This window comes from Fibrobacter sp. UBA3629 (assembly GCF_002374005.1).
In the GTDB taxonomy this organism is placed as follows: Bacteria; Fibrobacterota; Fibrobacteria; order Fibrobacterales; family Fibrobacteraceae; genus Fibrobacter.
In genome coordinates this window covers 46,359-63,910 of record NZ_DFLC01000043.1, presented here as the reverse complement: position 1 = coordinate 63,910, position 17,552 = coordinate 46,359, and the positions used below count along the sequence as shown (strand labels likewise).

Sequence of the window (17,552 nt, the reverse complement as noted above, 5' to 3'; positions counted from 1 at the left end):
GGCGCGCCCTTCAGGAGGATGACCTTTTTCGTGTGGCGGGCGATGTCGCGCAGTAGGTTCGGTATGTCGATATCGTTTGTCGGGAGTGCGCCGAAAAGCCTTTCGAATTCGCGGCGGTGCGGGGTGAGCACGGCCGTGGTCGCGATGCTGTGAAGGAATGATGCCGCGCCGGAGGCGGGGCTTGCCGAAGTCTTGTTGAGCGTGGCGATGGCGTTCAGCGCGTCGGCGTCGATGACTAGCGGGCAGTTGAGCTGCGGGAGTATTTCGATGACGGCGTCGCGCGTGCATTCGGCGCTCCCTAGCCCCGGCCCGATGGCGAGTGCCTGGTTGTGCTTCGCCTTCTCGAGAATTTGCGGGATGTGCGCGGGCGAGAGCGCTGTGGCGCGGTCGTCCGTGGAATCCGCATCTTGACCTGCGATATCTTGCAGGTTTACGAATACGGGTTCCGAAAGTTTCGCCTGCAGTACGGGCATCACGGCTTCGGGGCTCGCGAGGGTCACGAGGCCGGCGCCGCTCCGGAGGGCGGCCTGCGTGCAGAGCGCGGCGGCTCCCGGCATATCGCCGGAACCTGCGACAATCATGGCGCAGCCCTGGGTGCGCTTGTCGCCCCAGTCGTCGCGCTCGGGCAACATTTGCGGAATGAGCGCCTCGGTGGCGAGGAACGTGTTCTCGCTGAACTGCTCGACGATGCCTGCGGGGTAGCCGAGCGGGGCGATGGAGGCTTCCCCGAAAGCGGGCCCGCCTTCGCGCGTGTATGCATCCAGCCGCGGGAACCCGAACAGGAGGGTTTCGCATGCGCGGGTACAGGGTTCCCGGCGCACGTGTTCCTGTGAGTCGTAACCGGTGGGTGCGTCGGCCGCGACAACCGGGATGTTTGATGCGGCAATGTCGCGGACCGCGGCTGCGTACAGTTCCCGCAGTTCGCCGTACGCGCCGTTCCCGAGCATGCAATCTACAATCAGGTCAAAATCCGCGAACCGCGGCGTGCGCGGTGCAGTTCCTGCCTGCGACAAACTTTCCGCTGCCGGCGAATACGGAATTAAACGGCCGCCTGCCTGCACAAAATCATCCAGAGCCATCTTGGCTTCGTTCTGGAATTTGTCCGCGGCAGCAAGTGAATACGTTGTGCAGGGGATTCCCGCTTCGATAAGCAACTTCGCGAGTACGAGTCCGTCACCTCCGTTGTTACCCCCGCCGACAAATACAGCCACCGATCGCGGTGCATTTCCAGCCCCGCGATAAGCATCTAAAACCTCGACCACCTTCTTGAACAGCGCGGCTCCCGCCTGTTTCATCAGTTCATAACCGGCCTCAATCGCCGCGCGCGTCTCACCTTCAATTGGGGCGTCTGTCTGGCGAACGTCCTTGGCGAGCGCTTCCTTGGCCGCCTTGTCAAGCGCCCTCATCCCCTCGGTCGAGAGGGCGGGCATGAGTTCCGTATAGCTGAACTGGTCGAGGTGTTTCATATCTTGAATATAAATTTATACAGCGGCCTTTGACAAGACCTCGATGGCGTATTCGCTGTACTTGACGCCGCCTTTTGCTGCATTGCGCTTCAGCCCTTCAATGACCCAAGTCGGCAAACGGAAAGATGCCATCTTCGTTGCTTCGCGGGCCTTGCGGGCCTTGATTTCCTTTACGGTTTCTTCCCAGGGGCCGTTGCTGACGATCGTTGTGCCATCTTCCAAACCCTTGCGGAATTCCTCTGCAAAATCGTGCTCGTTAAAATAGCGGAGTTCTTCTTCCGTCATGTCGGGCTTTTCCATTACCTTGAATGCCATAGATTTTCCTCGTCTTTGTGTGCACGCCTTGCCGTGACGACTGTGTACAGGTCTTTTTCTAGTACGACTGACCATATTTTACCATCTACCTCTCCGATTGCTATGTATCGGTCTGGAAAAGAATTTGAACGCCTAAACAAACATCTGCCATGGACGAGTTTTGCTGCCATTTCGGGAGTGAATGTTCTCTCATCGAATTTTTCAAATGCGTGTTTTATGATTTTCATAATTAATATACAAATTGTATTACAAATTGTCAATACGTTTAAAAACCTTAAAATTATGCCAAAATACAATTATAAGTGCTTGCTTCTAAGAAAAAGTTTTATTGGCTCCCTCGTATTTGATGTCGCTTTTGTACTGTTTTTACTCAAATATAAATAAACAGAATGTCAAAACATGACATTTATAAAAAATGCAGTTGCCCAATATTTGCGTGATTGCGCTAGAACAAATCCAACGAACTGTCCAGGTAGATTTCTTCGCGCACTTTTAACTGGTGCTCGGGCTTGGTCATGTAGTAAAGCAGAAATTCCAGGATGACGGCGCTACCGAGGCTGCGTCCCTCGATTTTGAAATGGCGGAACCCTGCGGGCGCGTACACATTTTGGATGTCGTCAATCCCGATAAAGCCGGGGTTCTTCATCGCGTCGGAGAATCGGTAGCCCCTCTGGGCGGTGGGCGAGACGCATTTATGGTCTGCGCAATCTTCGCCGAGGCTTTTGCGGCTCACGTTCTCGTAGCAGGCCTTGCGGTCGTAACAGCCGAACCAGCAACATTCATTGCATAGGAACTCGACCTTCTGTTTTTGTGCGTCCGTAAGCGCGTTCAGCTTGCCGAATTGCTTGTTCAGGCGGAAATCCGGCACCACGTAACTGAATTCGTTGCGGTTTAGTTCGGTGACAAACTGCTCAAAGTCAGTAATCACCTTCGTGGTCGAGGAGACAAAATAGAATTCGGGATATTTAGCCTTGATGTAATCGAGCAGAAGATCCGAGTGGACGATGATGCCGGCACCGTCCAAACCTGCATCGAACTCGGCGCCGTTCCTTCCATCGACAAGCCCTGTATCCGAGCCTTCGAACATCCTGCACAATTTGTTGCACTCTACATCATCAAGGTGCTCCTCGCGAATCAATGAATTGCTGAAAGTGAGCCTCGCCGAAATGCCGTATTCCTTTACGAGTGCAGCGACTTTCTCCGGTTCGGCATCTCCGAAGCCTACACGCCCGCCACCCCAGATGCAATCGCTCGGCGCTCCGTAAATAGAGCCGATTTCGCACCAGTCGTAAAAGTATTCCCGGTGCTCGCGCCAAAGCGGTAAGAAGGCCTTGTACAGGTCGTAAAATTCGAACAGTCCAGGAAGGTGGTAGAAGACTTTATTCAAAGTTTGTTCTGATGATTATGAGGCTGTTTTTGACTGGGTTTAGAAGGCGCTTTCGCTGTATTCTTTTTTGCGATAAGTTCGTCAAAGGATTCTTTTTTGGGCTTTAGCCCTAGGGCCTTGTCAAATGCGTCCGTTTCGTCTTGATTTAAATAATCGTCAATGGATTGATCGCTTTTAGGTATTTTCCCGAAGATAAGAATCGGTATTGCCGTAACGAGCGGGACTTCGATAAAAAATTTATAGACCATATCTGTGCCGATAAAGATTATTCCCGGAATCAAACATATCCCGGTTACTATCGCCCATATAATCAATCTTGTTTTGAATTTTTCAAACATCGTTCATAATATACCTTATTCTACGCATGAGGAAGACTCTTGTGTCAAGTTGTTGTTATCTTTAGGGCATGAGCGAAAGTCTTGTACAGTGCGTCCGCACGGACGGATTCGAAATGGAATATGCGCGGTTCGGCAACGGTCCGCGTGCAATGGTTGTCATTCCCGGGCTTGCCATCAAGAGTGTAATGAAATCCGCTGCGTCCTTGCAGGTGCCCTACAAGATGTTTGTCGAGGATTTTACGCTGTATTTTTTTGACCGACGCAAGGATGTTGAGGCGGGTTATTCGCTCGAAGACATGGCCCGCGACCAGGTGCTTGCCATGCAGGCGCTCGGACTCAAGGATGTCGCCCTCTACGGCGTGTCGCAGGGTGGCATGGTGGCCCAGCATATTGCTGCGACGCATCCGGAACTCGTGTGGAAACTTGTTCTCGGTTGTTCGACTTCCAAACCTGAACCGCAACAGCTCGAAATAATCGGAAACTGGGCTCGCCTTTCCCGCGCGCATGACCGCGAAGGCCTGGTGAATGCGTTTATCCGTGACTGTTTCTTGCCGAAGTTCGCCGAACGCTACCGTCGCGCATTGCTCATGATGTACCGCGACGTTTCCGAGGCCGAAATGGACCGTTTTGCCATATTCGCCCGCGAGTGCGACAACGTGGATACCGGCGACATGCTTGCCGACATCAAGTGCCCCGTGCTCGTGCTTGCCGCAAGCGAAGACCGCGTTGTGCTCCCGGTCGCATCCGACAAAATTGTGGAAAAGCTAAAAGCCGCGAACGTTCCTTGCGAATACGAGATTTTCGAGGGCTACGGTCATGCCGCCTTCGATGAAATCAAGGAATACAAGGACAGAATTCTCGAGTTCCTGAAACGCTGAATTTTCCCGTTGCCGCTTATTGCGAGACGCGGATGTAGTCGACGAGCATCTCGTTGGGGAACTGCGTATCGTCTACCTCGAATCCGGGCCAGTTGCCTGCGACGGCGACATTCAATAACAGGAATTGCGGCTTGTGGAAGGCGTCGGTGCCGCCTGCATTGTTCTCGATGGAAATCTCGTGGTACTTGAAGTCATCCACGTACATCGCAATGAGCTTTTCGTCCCAGACGAGCTTGTACGTGTGGAACTGCGTGATGTCGAGTTCCTTCTTTGCTCCATGGAAATCGTTCGTGTTGTTGCCGTATTCGGCGTGGCTGCCTTCGAATTGCCAGTGATTCGTTCCATAGACGATGTTTTCGCTGTTTACCGCCTCGATGATGTCGATTTCGCCACAGGCGGGCCAGGAGACTGCGTCGATGTTTTCGCCTAGCATCCAAAATGCGGGCCAGATTCCCTTGCCTACGGGTAGCGCGATGCGGGCCTCTACCGTGCCGTAGGTGAAGCTGAACTTGCCCTTGGTAATCATGCGGGCCGACGTGTATTTTGCGCCTTCGTAATCTTCCTTGTTCGCGCGGATGTGGAGGATGCCGTCTTGCACGAAGGCGTTCTCGCTGCGGCCGGTGTAGTATTGCCACTCGTTGTTGCCCCAGCCACTCGTTCCTGTCTCGAATGTCCATGTGGCGGTGTCGATCGAGTCGAATTCGTCGTGCCAGAGGTACACTTCGGCAGGCTCAGTAGGCTCACCAACCTTATCAGTGGCCTTGTCGCTGGAGGATGTCTCGGCGGAGACGGAAACATCTATTGAAGAGGATGATAAGTTCGCTGAGCTGAGCCGAAGCGAACTCGAAGAATTCGTGGCAATCTTGTCGCTGCTGCTCGCGGGCGGTTCTTCTGCGGGGCCGGAACTGCTCGAATCGGAGGAGCATGCGAAAAAGACGGCACTTGCTGCCGAGACGATTACAAGGGGCGCTGCGAACTTTTTGAGCATTCTTTAAATATAGCCTAAATTCCTGCGCTAGGGCCCTGAATACTCCAAGTTGGAATAATTGGCGCGGAGAATGCTCCCGGCGAAAACGCGTTTTTGAAGTAGATTTCTTGAAAAAAGGGATGTTTATATGAAAACCATTATCAAATATGGCTTAATTGCCACGTGTGCCCTGACGGCAAATGCGTTTGCCCAGGATTTCTGTTCAACTGCAAAACATACCGGCCAATCCGTGCAAGTGACTACGAACAAGGTTGGTACCATTGGCAATGTCGGGTACGAACTCTGGAACGAGGGCGGCAATGGTGGTTCCGCGACATTCTACGAAGACGGCTCCTTCAACTGCAAGATGACTGGCGCCAAGGATTATCTGTGCCGTACGGGTCTTGCTTTCAATAGCGATAAGACTCATCGAGAAATTGGCCACATGAAGGCGGATTTCAAACTGGTCAAGAGCGGTCTTTCTGAAATTGACTATTCCTATATCGGTATTTATGGCTGGACTCGCGAGCCCCTGGTGGAATGGTACATTGTGGATAACACCGGTAGCCAGTATATGCCGGGCGACTGGGTAGCACAGGGTTCTTCTGCAAAGAAGCATGGTACATTTGAAATCGATGGTGCCCAGTATACGGTTTACGAAGGAGACCGCACCTCTTATTCCATCGATGGCGACAACAAGTACTTCAAGCAGTATTTCAGCGTTCGTAAAACACCGCGTGATTGCGGTACCATCGACATTACGGCTCACTTCAAGAAGTGGGAAGAACTCGGCTTGAAGATGGGCAAGATGCACGAGGCCAAGATTCTTGGCGAAGCCGGAAGCACCAAAGGGCCGAATGCCAGGGGCGAGTATGACTTCCCCTATGCGAAGGTCTATATCGAAAGTGATGCGCCGTCGAGTTCTTCTGTTGCTCCTGAGGTCAGCAGTTCGTCGACCACGGCTCTCCAGGGAATACGCTCCGTGACCGTCGGCAGCAATACGTCGCTCGTATTCGACGCCCAGGGCAAGTTCCTCAGTTCCTTTGAAACGGAAAACGATGCTGCCTTGACCACGGCCATCAAGGCCAGGTTCCATTCCGGCGTTTACCTGGTGAAGCGGGGCTCAACGGTCCGTAGCATTACCGTAAAATAAGTGGTTAGTCCTGCGGGGCTTCGGGCGGGACTCTTGCGATTATGCCGACGGTTGCGCGTGTCGCCTTTACGAGGTCGGCGGGTGCGATTTTCAGTTGTAGGCCGCGTTCACCCGCGCTCACGTAGATGAACGGGAACTGCATCGCTGTCTCGTGAATGAAAATCGGGAAGTTCTTCTTGAGGCCGAGCGGGCTGCAGCCACCGCGAATGTAGCCGGTGAGCGGAGTCAGGTCCTTGAGTGGGACGGTGTCTATTTTCTTGTTGCCGCTCACCTTGGCGGCGCCCTTCAAATCTACTTCGAGGTTCCCCGGCACAACGCACACGAGGTAGCCGATCTTGTCGCCGTGAACGAGGATAGTCTTGAATACCTGATTGATGTCTTCGTCGAGGCTGTCGGCAACGTGCTGTGCGCCGAGGTCGTTCTCGTCGACCTTGTAGGGGATGAGTTCGTAACTGATTTTCTGCCGGTCGAGAATGCGCGCCGCGTTTGTCTTCTTGATGTCCATGTGGTAAAATATAAATCTTTGCGGTATGGCGTGCAATAGGCCTAAATTGCTATATTGCGCGGTATGGATACGCTCGTCTATACGGCAGATATTTCGGCCTTGAACGACCCGGCAGTTTTTGAAAGGCTGCTTGGGGAGGTGCCCGAGTATCGTCGCGAGAAGGCGATGCGTTTCAAGTTCCCGGGTGGCCGTGCGCAGTCGCTTGGGGTGGGCCTGCTGTTGCGTATCGCTTGTCGCGATTTCGGGATTGAAGGCGCAGACGCCCATGTGGTGCTCGGCGAGAACGGGAAGCCCGCTTTTCGCGATGAGCCGGATATACACTTCAACCTCTCGCATTCCAAGACGCGCGTGATGTGCGTTATTTCGCCCTACGAGGCGGGTTGCGACGTGGAGCGCGTACGTCCGGGGCGTTCCCGCCTTGCGGAACGCTTCTTCAAGGAATCCGAGAACGCGTGGATACGTTCTTTCCCGGAAGGCGATGCGCAGGATATTGCTTTTTGCAGGCTCTGGACGCTGAAGGAATGCTACATGAAGGTGACCGGGCGCGGGATGGCGCTCTCGCCGGACAAGTTTACGCTTTCTGTGACGCCCGATGGCATTATGCTCGATCACGAAGGCCCGCGACCGGAATACAGGTTCTTTGAATTGCCTGCCTGCCAGCTGACGGAAGGAGACCGCTACTGCCATGCGTATTGCTTGAAGGGCATGCCCGAGGGACATCGGGTGGCTTGTCGTGAAGTTGACCTTGCGGGAAATACTCCGTTCAATGAGGTCGCGCGATGAAACCGTATAATGCAATTCTTGTCGGGAACGGCACCATGGGCAAGCGGCACCGCGCACGTTTTGAAGCGTGCGGTGTGAAGTTTATCGCTGCTGCGGACAATCAAGAAGAATTTGACGAGATTACTGATAAATTAACGTGCGGGACTGCAGATGGGCTGCCCGCAGACTTTGCGGTAATCGCGTCGCCGGCATCGACGCACTATGCCTACGCGAAGTTCTTCTTGGAGCGTAAAATCCCCGTGCTGGTCGAAAAACCGCTTGCCATCTCCGGCGAGGAGGCGCAGGAACTTGTAGACCTGGCTGCGAAAAACGATACGCTCCTTTTTGTCGCGCAGTCGGAATGCTTCAATCCGATTTTCCTGAACTTCCGCAAGCATTTCCTTGCGGAACTGAACGCGCGTCTTGGTGCGGGCGATAAACAATACGATGCCGGCGATAAACAATTAGGTGCCGGCGATATGTTTGTTGCAGGCGATAAACTGCCCGCGGGCAACGTGCGCCTGGAATTCCGGCGCGAGCACAAGTATTCTGAACGCTGCCGCGATGTAGACGTTTCCCTCGATTTGCTGGTTCACGATCTCGGGCTGTTCTTCACCCTGTTCCGGTACGAAGATGTCGATATCTCGTTCAAGACATCTGCCGAATCCCGCGATAGGGCAAGGATGTATTTGAAAGTTGCGCGCGGGCCCTACAAGGGCGTGACTGCAGATTTTTACGTGAACCGCGACAGCGACGTAGATGTACGCACGATTTCCGTGAGCTATGGCCGGCAGGGCGGTTCCCCCGGCTCCGATTACACCGTGAGCCTTGCGCGATATCTCGACAACGGCGAAATCGCCCACATCCCGGATTCGCTCGAGAACGAACACAGGTTCTTCCTCAAGCTTTTGGACGGAGCCTGCGGTGACTGGGGCAAGCGCATTGCCCGGATTGCGGCGGACTGCGTGAAAATCGCCTCCCGGCAATAAGTAATTTTTCCATTTGCTTCGCATAGCTTCGTTTTTATAATAAGGACGAATCTTGCGCTTGCAAAAAAAATGAATAAAAAATCCCGCGATTTCTCGCGGGACTTTCTACAGTCGTCATGTTCGCGCAGGCGAACATCTTAGGCTCAGCGCCCTTGCTGTTCAGGATGACTCCGGGACCTGCAATCTTTCGTCTTTCGTCTATAGGACCGCAGGTCCGTTCTTTCGTCTAACTTACAGCTTGATGCTGCAGGGCTTGGCGTGCCAGATTTCCTCGGCGTACTGCTTGATGGTACGGTCGGAACTGAACTTGCCCATGCGGGCCACGTTGAGGATAGCCTTCTCGGCCCAAGCCTTCTTGTTCTGGTATTCCTTCGCCACCTTGGCCTGCATGTCCACGTAGCTGCGGAAGTCGGCGCAGAGCATGTACGGGTCGTGGGTGAGGAGTTTGTCTGCAATGTGCTTGAAGAGGTCCGGACGGTCGGGGCTGAAGAAGCCGGAACCGATGAGGTCAATCACGCGGCGCAGGTCGTCGTCCTTCTCGTAGAAGTCGCGCGGACGGTAGCCCTTGGCGAGCAGGTCGGTGACTTCTTCGACGGTGAGGCCGAAGATGAAGATGTTTTCGTCGCCGACTTCTTCCTTCATTTCCACGTTGGCGCCGTCGAGCGTACCGATGGTGAGCGCGCCGTTGAGGGCGAACTTCATGTTGCCGGTACCCGAGGCTTCGGTGCCCGCGGTAGAAATCTGTTCGGAGAGGTCAGCCGCCGGGATAATCTTCTCGGCGAAGGAGACGCGGTAGTTCTCGAGGAACACCATCTTGAGCTTGCCCTTGCAGACCGGGTCGGCGTCGATGATGGCGGCCACGGCGTTCGCGAGGCGGATGATCTGCTTGGCCATCCAGTAACCCGGAGCGGCCTTACCACCGATCATGATGGTACGCGGCAGGATTTCCTTGCCGTCCTTCACCTGGATGTACAGGTGAATGGCGTGGAGGATGTTCAGCAGCTGGCGCTTGTATTCGTGGATGCGCTTCACCTGCACGTCGAAGAACGTGTCGGTATCGACGTCGACGCCCTGCGTAGCCTTGAGGTACTTGGCGAGGCGTTCCTTGTTCTGCTTCTTGACGGCCATGAATTCCTTCTGGAATGTAGAGTCCTTCGCGAACTTCTCGAGTTTCTTCAGGTCATCGAGGTCCTTGACCCAGCTTTCGCCAATCTTCTTGGTGATGAGTTCGGACATGGCGGGGTTGGCCTTGCGGACCCAGCGACGCGGCGTCACGCCGTTCGTCTTGTTGTTGAACTTTTCGGGCCACAGTTCGTAGAAGTCCTTGAAGAGGGTCGTCTTCAAAAGGTCGGAGTGGAGAGCGGCCACGCCGTTCACGGCGAACGAACCCACGATGGAGAGGTAGGCCATGCGGACCATCTTGCAGCCGCCTTCCTCGATGAGGCTCATGCGGGCGAGGCGTGCATTGTCGCCGGGCCACTTCATGCTCACCATGCGCAGGAAGCGTGCGTTGATTTCGTAAATGATCTGGAGGTGACGCGGGAGGAGCTTCTCGAAGAGGCTGACCGGCCACTTCTCGAGGGCTTCCGGCATCAGGGTGTGGTTCGTGTAGGCGAACGTCTTGGTAACGATGTCCCAGGCTTCGTCCCATTCCATGTTCTCGATGTCGAGGAGAATGCGCATCATTTCGGCGATGGAGATTGCCGGGTGCGTGTCGTTCAGCTGGATGGCGACCTTCTCGGGGAACTTCTTCCAATCGCCGTCATGGAGCTTCTTGAAGCGCTTGATGATATCCTGCAGGGAGGCGGAGCACAGGAAGTACTGCTGCTTGAGGCGCAGTTCCTTACCGTTCATGGAGGAATCGTTCGGGTACAGCACCTTGGAAATCGTTTCGGAAAGTTCCATGTCCTGCACGGCGGCGATGTAGTCGCCGTTGTTGAAGTAGCTGAGGCCGAAGTCGTCGGTGGACTTCGCGCTCCAGAGGCGCAGGTTGTTTACGGTGTTGTTCTTGTAGCCCGGAATCGGGGTGTCGTACGGGAGGGCGAGCACGTAGTCCTTCGTTTCCCAGCGGTTGCGGAGCTTGCCCTTCTCGTCCATCCAGCTCACCACGTAGCCGTAGAACGGGACCTTGATGGCGTTGGCCGGGCGGGCGATTTCCCAGGGGTTCGGGAGGCGCAGCCAGTTGTCCGGCTGTTCTTCCTGCTCGCCGTTCACAATCTTCTGGCTGAACATGCCGTATTCGTAGCGGATGCCCATGCCGGTGGCCGGGAGTTCGAGAGTTGCCATGGAGTCGAGGAAGCAGGCGGCGAGGCGGCCGAGGCCACCGTTGCCGAGACCTGCGTCCACTTCCTGTTCGCGGAGTTCTTCGAGGGTCATGCCGATTTCGTCGAGCGCTTCGGTGACGGCGCTTTCGACGTCGAGGTTCAGCACGGAGTTACCGAGCGTGCGGCCAATCAAGAATTCGAGGGAGAGGTAGTAGACGCGCTTCACGTCCTGCTTGTAGTAGGTCTCCTGGGTCTTGATCCAGCGGTCCACGAGACGGTCGCGGACGGCGTATGCGACGGCGAGGAACTTCTCGTGGTCGGTCACGGTCACCTTGTTGCGGGCGAGCGTGTGGTGGATGTGGTCGGTGAACGCCTTGCGGAACGATTCCGCGTCGGTGCCGAGCACTTCGACTTCTTCTGCTTTCTTGGTTGCTTTTGCCATGACTAAGCCTATGGGTTTATGGTTTAAACTGGTTCGGGAAACCCGATTTTTTCGGGCTAAAATTTAGAAAAATCTGCCCAGTATGTAAAAGGAATTTAATGGAAACGGGGGCAAAACATGCTTGCGAGCGGCTATTCTTGTTTACCCACAATTTCATCCAAACATTTTCTTGCAAACTCGGTGGGTACTCGCATTGCAGATATCAACAGCCCCATTTTCTTGCAGACGCGGCGCACGTAGCGGATGTTTGATGGTTCAACGTTCCATATTATATATCCGTCGACGGATGAATCCAAGTTCCCCATTCGTTCATCCTCTTTGATTTTATTTATCAAGGAATCTTGAACATAGGCGGAGTTCAGAATATTGACAGGATAGATATCCCTTATACAACCTTGAAGAATTTTTTTATGATAGGCTTGCCACGAGTCGCCATTAGACACAACATTGCTGATACATTTACTTTGGCAATTCTTGGCTTTACAAACATAGCCATAATCAGCTGCGAAAAAATCTTTCAAATACAAAATGAAATTTGAAATATCTGGATTTTCAAAAAGAACATATACCTCATTGTAACCTTTGGGGTGTCCATCACTTATATGCAATAGATTGAGCCAATCTAATATGCCTTCTGAAGTTTCAAAATACAATGAAGCCGATATCATGGAACTGAATTTGACTTCCGAAATGGATTTTGCGGGAACATTTATATCATTATATCTTTCAGTCAAGAAATGATACTTGCGAGGCTTGAATGCGTTTGCTGGATAAGCACAAATTGCATCGAGTAATTCTCGTGAGATCTTAAAAGACCTATCATAGTTTATCAATACTAGATACTGATAAGATTTCCCAAAAAGCCAATCAAGCATATCGTTCTCTTTTTGACCGCGGATTCCTCAACACTGTTTCGCTATGGGCATTTGGTTTGGACTACTGAGTGCAACCTAGCGGGGATGTCCTAGGGGTCTTCGGATTCTGGGGCCGATTCTTTCTGCGTACGGATGTTTTCCATCAGGAAGTGGATGGCCTTGAGTCGGCCGTTGCATTTTTCTATACAGTTATCGTAAAACCCCTTGGTTTTCTCGTCCCACTCGGGCACGATTTCGGAGGCGTACAAAAAATGTTCGACGCAGATGGAAAGCTGGTCCGCTTCGCGCCGCAGGTCGTCTAGGTTCGATCTCGTGAAGAATGCCATAATGATAAAGATAAAAAAGAAAAGTCGTCCTAAGAGGTGGCTTGCACATGGTTTGGGGGGCTTTTTTGACACTCTTACATACTAAAACGGCAAAAGAGATGAAAAAGTATGTAAGAATGTGGACGTGTGGGGGAATTCGCGTGATGCTTTACATACTAGATGTCGGAAAATGCTTTGTTAGTATGTAAAATAAACTGTTAAAAGTGCTTTTTTGATTGTTAGTTTATTTGTGATTTTGCGAAAATTACATACTAAAGCCCCTCAACAGGCAAAATAGTATGTAAGGGACGTATTTTTGAACTCAAATTGATTAAATAACATATATTTAAAACATGTCTAAAAGGTTCTTTTTCATCTTGATTGCGCTGATGGCGGTTGCCCTTATCGGGTGTAACGAGGCGGAGAATGTGTTGAAAGACCCGCGCGATGGTCGCGTCTACAAGACAACTACAATTGGCGCGCAGACCTGGATGGCCGAGAACCTGGATTACGAAATAGCAGACAGCTATTGTTACAACAACGATACTAGCAACTGCAAAAAATATGGTCGCCTCTACACGAGGGATGCTGCGCTGAAAGTGTGCCCTGCGGGTTGGCACTTGCCCAGTAAGGAAGAATTCGATATTTTAATAAAGACTGTCGGTGGTGAAAAAATTGCGGGCGAGAAATTGAAGTCGAAAAGCGGTTGGAACGATGGTGGCAATGGTTCGGATGCTTTCGGTTTTTCGGCACTGCCTGCCGGTACTTGGTTCGATGGGGGAACCACGGGGGATGATGAAGGTTTCTCTGAAGAGACTGTTGGTACTGGCTTTTGGGGTTCTACGGAAAATGCGAACAAGGAACTTTACGAGATGAATTTGGTCGATGCTGATAATGCCCCTTATTTTAATTATAGGGGACGGGGCTTTGGAAATTCCGTCCGCTGCATAAAGGACTAGCGTGGTTATGGCTGCATGGCTGCGATTGAATGTGCTAATGACCATTGACCAATGACTAATGACTAAATTTACAGTATGAAAGTTGCGCTTTTCGGTTCGACCGGCCTTGTCGGGAAAAATGTCTTGAAACTCCTGGTGTGCCTTGACCAGGTGGAGCATGTGTACTGCCCGGTGCGTCGCGTGCCCGAGCCCGCCGAAACCGGTATTTTAGAGGGTGCCGCGAAAGTTGACTTCGATGTGGTTGACTTTGAACAGGTGGAAACGTTACGCGAGAAGTTTGCGGGCCTCGACGCGGCGATATGCTGCCTCGGCACGACTATCAAGCAGGCGGGTAGCAAGCCCGCGCAGGAGAAAATCGATGTGAGGCTCCCGCTATCGCTTGCGGCCGTCGCAAAGAAGGCGGGCGTGAGGCATTTTCTGTGCGTGAGTGCGCAGGGCGCGAATTCGCATTCGCCGTTCTTCTACAACCGCCTGAAGGGCATGCTCGAGGAAGGCCTCACGATGATGAACTTCGAGGCGCTAACGCTCGTGCGTCCGTCGCTACTGCTCGGCAAGCACAAGGACAAGCGATTCGGCGAAGAACTCATGCAGAAGATTTTTGGCAAGCATCTCGCGATACTGCCGGCGAGAATCCGTCCGGTGTTCGCGGAATCCGTCGCGGCTCATCTTGTGGCCTCGATGCTCAAGCCTCCATTCGACCATGTTTGCGCAAGCGACGGCGTGAAGGGCAAGCGGATTATTTACAACCGTGTGCTTTCGAGCACGAATGCAGAAGGGTTGTTCTAGCGGACCGCTTACTTGAATTTCCAGAACTTGTACAGGTATTTGGCGGTCTGGACGGGCGTCTTGAGGAAGGCGCTCTTCTTGTACCCGCTCAGGGCGAACCCCTGCAGTACCTTGTAGAGGCCAATCTGGTCTTCGCGATTGATGGCGAGCAGGAACCTGCGGAACTTGTACTCGAAATCGTGCGTCTTGCCGAAGTACTCGTAGCAGCGCTTTTCGTACTGCTTGAGGAAGTTGCGGCTGAGTGCCGCAGCCTCGCCGGAGGTTGCCCTGAGGCCCATGTCCACGTAGTCGGCGCAGAATCGGCCGGCCCTCATCGCGGCCGCGATGCCACCACCCGTGAGCGGGTTGGTGTGGTGGGCGGCGTCGCCCACGAGGGCCAGGCGGTCGAGCGTGTAGTCCTTGAGCGTGCTGGAAACAGGCACGAGCCCGCCTACGGTATGGTTGATCTTTGCCCCCGGGAAGAGTTTTTCGAGCCATTCCATCGTGATTTCGAGAATGTTGCCTGCATGCTTGCCCGCGGCGAGAAACCCTGCGCCGAAGTTCGTGACGTTCGACTTCTGCTTCGGGAAACTCCAGATGTAGCCGTCGTTGATAAAGTCGTGTCCCTGCCAGAAGGTGAGGTAGTCGGGCTTGGTCAAGATTCCCTGCACCTGGATGTCGACACCCGTGCACGTTTCGCGCGGGTCCTGGACGCTCTTGAGGCCCACCATGCGCCCGATGCGGCTTTCCACGCCGTCGGCCGCGATGACCATCTTCGCAAAAATTTCCTGCGTGCCCGTTTCGGTCACGCTACCGTCGCCGTTGCCTTTCCCGAGCACGACTCGCACCATGCGGGCATCGCCCTCGACATCGCCCACGAATTCGGCACGTGCGCAGGTCTCTACCTGGGCGCCGTCGTCGGCTGCAAGTTTTGCGAGCCACGGGTCAAAAACTTCGCGGTTGAGCATGATGCCCGTGTTCGGTTTCGGGACTTCAATGTTCACGCCGTTCGGGCCGTAAATGTAAAGCCCGTTGATGATGCTCTCGATGCAGCTCTCGTCGATGGGGCCGTATGTCTGGAGGTCGGCCAGCGTGGTGCTCGCCTCCCCGCACCGTACCGGGAAGCCGATGCGTTCGCGCTTCTCGAGGAGCAAAACCTTGTGCCCCGCCCGTGCTAAGTTCCTTGCGGCAACGGAGCCGCCGGGCCCGGCACCTATCACCACGACATCGTAACGGGAATCAAGCATCGTTCACCTCCGTAATCGTGAGCGCACCGACGGGGCATGCCTTTGCGCAGATGCCGCAGCGCACGCATTTTTCGGAATCAATCTGCAGGTCGAGCCCGAACATGTCGAGCGCCATCTTGGGGCACACGCCAACGCAGCCCGCGCAGGCGAGGCAGATCTTACGGTCGTGAACGAGTTTTTTCATTGTAAAACAATATAATAAAAAAGATCCCCGCCTTCGCGGGGATGACAAGTAAAAGGTGGTGGGGATGACAAATTACGTGAGTCGTGTCTACTATTTTTGCAATTCGTAGAACGCCATGAGCCATGCCTGGAGGCGTGTCCAATCCTTTTCGCCGTCCTTGCGGATGTAACTTCCCGGGAGGAATGTGACAAAGTCCTCGAGCGTATAGTCGCCGGTGCGGATTCCGCGGATTCCGCCGTAGAATTCTGCGGCGGGTTTCAGGTCGGTGTCGTGGACCGTCTGCCCGTCGATGGCGATGGTCAGGTGCTTCTCGTAGATGACAAGAGAGAAGTGGTGTTTCTTTCCGTCGAAGAATTTTGTCTTTCCGTATACTTCGCTATTGGCCGAGTCGGCGCTAACCTTGAGCATGGTGCACACGGATTGCGGGTCGCTTTCGCATTGGGCAATCTTGAAACCGAGAGTGTCGTTGCCCGCAGAGAAGAGGACGGGCTTCGAGTCGGTGTCGATATCCTTGGTGTCGAGCCAGAAGCTGACTGCGAAACTGTTTTCTTGCCAGTTGTATTCGTGCGTAATGGTGCAGTTGTCGCCAAGGGCGGTCTCCGTCGCCGCCGTATTTTGCTGCCGCTTGTACATGATGCAATATCCGAAGGATTCACTGTGCGTGTTGAACAGCGTGTCTTCGAACGTAGTCCCGGGTTCTATGGTGGCATGGAGGTGCTGGATGTTGGGGTAGATTTCGTCAGTGATGTAGCCGCCCTGTAGCCAGCGGGCTGTTAGCGTATCCTTGCCAATCCTTCTGACGGACATCCAGTAGCGGGCTTCCTGCGTTTCGCCTTCGGCCTTCAGCGAGAAGATGCGGTTGCCGAGCTCGTCGACGAGCGGATCGGGGGTGTTGCCGTAGTCGTCGTTTTCCGGGTAATCGTAGACCTTTGTCGAAAGCTTGTAGGGGATGAACAGGGAATCCAGTGTGGGTTCAAGCCCGAGGGAATCGAGCAGGTGGAGTGCGCGTTCGGGGAGCGCGAGCCTGATGGAATCGACTGCATAGCCACCGCCTCCCACGCCCCAGAAGAATGTGCTGCCGGGCTTGAGTTCCAGGGTGCCCCCCGATTCTTGCGCCTTTCCTTCGTGCCAAATCCATTTGGCGCCGATTATTCCCGGGGGGACTCCTTCGATGGTGAGGTAACCGTTTTCGATGTCCTCTTGCGTGATGGCCGCGCAGACGAAACTTCCTTCGAAGCAGATGGAATCGGCGTCAACATTGTGATGATCACGCAATTCTGCCGTGGCGATGTTGAGTGTCGCCGGTTCGCCGATTTCGATCTCGTGATGGACGATGCTCGAATCACGCGAGGAGAAATAATGGTAGTCGTAAATGAAGCCGACCAGCGTATCTTTCTTGATGGCGGCCTTTGCGAAAAGCCTTGCAGTGCATCCGTGACGCCGGGTGCAATCGGCGATGCTGTCGAACGCGAACGTTCCGTCGTCATCCGAAAGGGTAGAGTCGAGGACTATGGTGTGGTGGGTGAGGGAGTCGTCGCCTGTGAAGTACACGCGTGCCTGCGGGATGGGCTTGCCGTCCGTTCCGTTCACGATGCCGGTCACCTTTACGTATTCCGCCTGGGCCGTCTGTCCCGATTCCGTCTCGGTAATCACACCTGTGGTGTCCGTGCCGTTGCTGCATGCGCTGAGGAGCGCGAAAACCGCCCCCGCGAACAGGATGACATTCGAATAAATATTTCGTCCAAACATAA

Annotated in this window: 19 protein-coding genes; 6 read left to right on the top strand and 13 right to left on the bottom strand. The window is 53.9% G+C overall.

What is annotated here, in order from left to right; genetic code table 11:
* The 5 genes from B2310_RS13320 to B2310_RS13300 form a co-directional block, all read right to left on the bottom strand.
* A partial coding sequence (locus B2310_RS13320) for a bifunctional ADP-dependent NAD(P)H-hydrate dehydratase/NAD(P)H-hydrate epimerase (protein ID WP_290732454.1) occupies nucleotides 1–1,466 on the bottom strand: 1,466 nt, incomplete at its 3' end.
* A gap of 15 nt (nucleotides 1,467–1,481) precedes the next feature.
* Nucleotides 1,482–1,781, bottom strand: coding sequence for a hypothetical protein (locus B2310_RS13315; protein ID WP_072812312.1), 300 nt, complete (start codon nucleotides 1,779–1,781; stop codon nucleotides 1,482–1,484).
* Nucleotides 1,766–2,008 (bottom strand): hypothetical protein, encoded by a 243-nt coding sequence (locus B2310_RS13310; protein WP_173381759.1) that lies wholly within the window; start codon nucleotides 2,006–2,008, stop codon nucleotides 1,766–1,768. Before B2310_RS13310 ends, B2310_RS13315 begins: the two co-directional genes overlap by 16 nt.
* A 218-nt stretch (nucleotides 2,009–2,226) precedes the next feature.
* Nucleotides 2,227–3,168 (bottom strand): hypothetical protein, encoded by a 942-nt coding sequence (locus B2310_RS13305; RefSeq protein WP_290732452.1) that lies wholly within the window; start codon nucleotides 3,166–3,168, stop codon nucleotides 2,227–2,229.
* Complete coding sequence (locus tag B2310_RS13300) at nucleotides 3,165–3,506, bottom strand: hypothetical protein (protein ID WP_173381761.1); 342 nt, start codon at nucleotides 3,504–3,506, stop codon at nucleotides 3,165–3,167. Before B2310_RS13300 ends, B2310_RS13305 begins: the two co-directional genes overlap by 4 nt.
* A gap of 68 nt (nucleotides 3,507–3,574) precedes the next feature.
* Between B2310_RS13300 and B2310_RS13295 the strand changes: the two genes are divergently transcribed.
* Nucleotides 3,575–4,384 (top strand): alpha/beta fold hydrolase, encoded by an 810-nt coding sequence (locus B2310_RS13295; RefSeq protein WP_290732450.1) that lies wholly within the window; start codon nucleotides 3,575–3,577, stop codon nucleotides 4,382–4,384.
* Nucleotides 4,385–4,400: 16 nt separating this feature from the next.
* On the opposite strand, the gene B2310_RS13290 is transcribed toward B2310_RS13295, so the two are convergent.
* A complete protein-coding gene (locus B2310_RS13290; RefSeq protein ID WP_290732448.1) occupies nucleotides 4,401–5,372 on the bottom strand; it encodes a glycoside hydrolase family 16 protein in 972 nt (323 codons plus the stop codon).
* A 127-nt stretch (nucleotides 5,373–5,499) separates the two neighbouring features.
* Here B2310_RS13290 and B2310_RS13285 point away from each other — a divergent pair, with 127 nt between their 5' ends.
* Nucleotides 5,500–6,504 (top strand): glycoside hydrolase family 11 protein, encoded by a 1,005-nt coding sequence (locus B2310_RS13285; RefSeq protein WP_290732446.1) that lies wholly within the window; start codon nucleotides 5,500–5,502, stop codon nucleotides 6,502–6,504.
* Between the two features lie 4 nt (nucleotides 6,505–6,508).
* Here the strand turns inward: B2310_RS13285 and ybaK are convergent, their stop codons facing one another.
* Complete coding sequence (gene ybaK, locus B2310_RS13280) at nucleotides 6,509–7,009, bottom strand: Cys-tRNA(Pro) deacylase (protein ID WP_290732444.1); 501 nt, start codon at nucleotides 7,007–7,009, stop codon at nucleotides 6,509–6,511.
* A 63-nt stretch (nucleotides 7,010–7,072) separates the two neighbouring features.
* On the opposite strand from ybaK, the gene B2310_RS13275 reads away from it, so the two are divergent.
* Together B2310_RS13275 and B2310_RS13270 are read left to right on the top strand one after the other, a co-directional pair.
* Complete coding sequence (locus tag B2310_RS13275; protein ID WP_290732442.1) at nucleotides 7,073–7,792, top strand: 4'-phosphopantetheinyl transferase family protein; 720 nt, start codon at nucleotides 7,073–7,075, stop codon at nucleotides 7,790–7,792.
* On the top strand, nucleotides 7,789–8,760 hold the full coding sequence (locus B2310_RS13270) for a Gfo/Idh/MocA family protein (protein ID WP_290732440.1): 972 nt from the start codon (nucleotides 7,789–7,791) through the stop codon (nucleotides 8,758–8,760). The genes B2310_RS13275 and B2310_RS13270 overlap by 4 nt, the downstream gene beginning before the upstream one ends.
* Before the next feature lie 231 nt (nucleotides 8,761–8,991).
* Here the strand turns inward: B2310_RS13270 and B2310_RS13265 are convergent, their stop codons facing one another.
* The 3 genes from B2310_RS13265 to B2310_RS13255 all read right to left on the bottom strand — a co-directional run bounded on the left by B2310_RS13265 (nucleotide 8,992) and on the right by B2310_RS13255 (nucleotide 12,667).
* On the bottom strand, nucleotides 8,992–11,466 hold the full coding sequence (locus B2310_RS13265) for a glycogen/starch/alpha-glucan phosphorylase (RefSeq protein ID WP_290732438.1): 2,475 nt from the start codon (nucleotides 11,464–11,466) through the stop codon (nucleotides 8,992–8,994).
* A gap of 131 nt (nucleotides 11,467–11,597) precedes the next feature.
* Nucleotides 11,598–12,341 carry a hypothetical protein gene (locus B2310_RS13260; protein ID WP_290732435.1) on the bottom strand — a complete coding sequence of 248 codons (744 nt, stop codon included), beginning with the start codon at nucleotides 12,339–12,341 and terminating at the stop codon, nucleotides 11,598–11,600.
* 89 nt (nucleotides 12,342–12,430) lie between these two features.
* The gene (locus B2310_RS13255) at nucleotides 12,431–12,667 is read right to left on the bottom strand and encodes a hypothetical protein (RefSeq protein ID WP_290732432.1); all 237 of its coding nucleotides are present in this window, start codon (nucleotides 12,665–12,667) and stop codon (nucleotides 12,431–12,433) included.
* A gap of 332 nt (nucleotides 12,668–12,999) precedes the next feature.
* Between B2310_RS13255 and B2310_RS13250 the strand changes: the two genes are divergently transcribed.
* Nucleotides 13,000–13,605: a fibrobacter succinogenes major paralogous domain-containing protein gene (locus tag B2310_RS13250; RefSeq protein ID WP_290732429.1), complete on the top strand. Its 606-nt coding sequence runs from the start codon at nucleotides 13,000–13,002 to the stop codon at nucleotides 13,603–13,605.
* Between the two features lie 75 nt (nucleotides 13,606–13,680).
* Complete coding sequence (locus B2310_RS13245) at nucleotides 13,681–14,391, top strand: NAD(P)H-binding protein (RefSeq protein WP_290732426.1); 711 nt, start codon at nucleotides 13,681–13,683, stop codon at nucleotides 14,389–14,391.
* 8 nt (nucleotides 14,392–14,399) lie between these two features.
* Here B2310_RS13245 and B2310_RS13240 read toward each other — a convergent pair whose 3' ends face one another.
* The 3 genes from B2310_RS13240 to B2310_RS13230 form a co-directional block, all read right to left on the bottom strand.
* Nucleotides 14,400–15,617 (bottom strand): geranylgeranyl reductase family protein, encoded by a 1,218-nt coding sequence (locus tag B2310_RS13240; RefSeq protein WP_290732423.1) that lies wholly within the window; start codon nucleotides 15,615–15,617, stop codon nucleotides 14,400–14,402.
* Nucleotides 15,610–15,801: a 4Fe-4S binding protein gene (locus B2310_RS13235; RefSeq protein ID WP_173366666.1), complete on the bottom strand. Its 192-nt coding sequence runs from the start codon at nucleotides 15,799–15,801 to the stop codon at nucleotides 15,610–15,612. The genes B2310_RS13240 and B2310_RS13235 overlap by 8 nt, the downstream gene beginning before the upstream one ends.
* Nucleotides 15,802–15,891: 90 nt before the next feature.
* The gene (locus B2310_RS13230; RefSeq protein ID WP_290732420.1) at nucleotides 15,892–17,550 is read right to left on the bottom strand and encodes a carboxypeptidase-like regulatory domain-containing protein; all 1,659 of its coding nucleotides are present in this window, start codon (nucleotides 17,548–17,550) and stop codon (nucleotides 15,892–15,894) included.
* Between the last annotated feature and the right edge of the window lie 2 nt (nucleotides 17,551–17,552).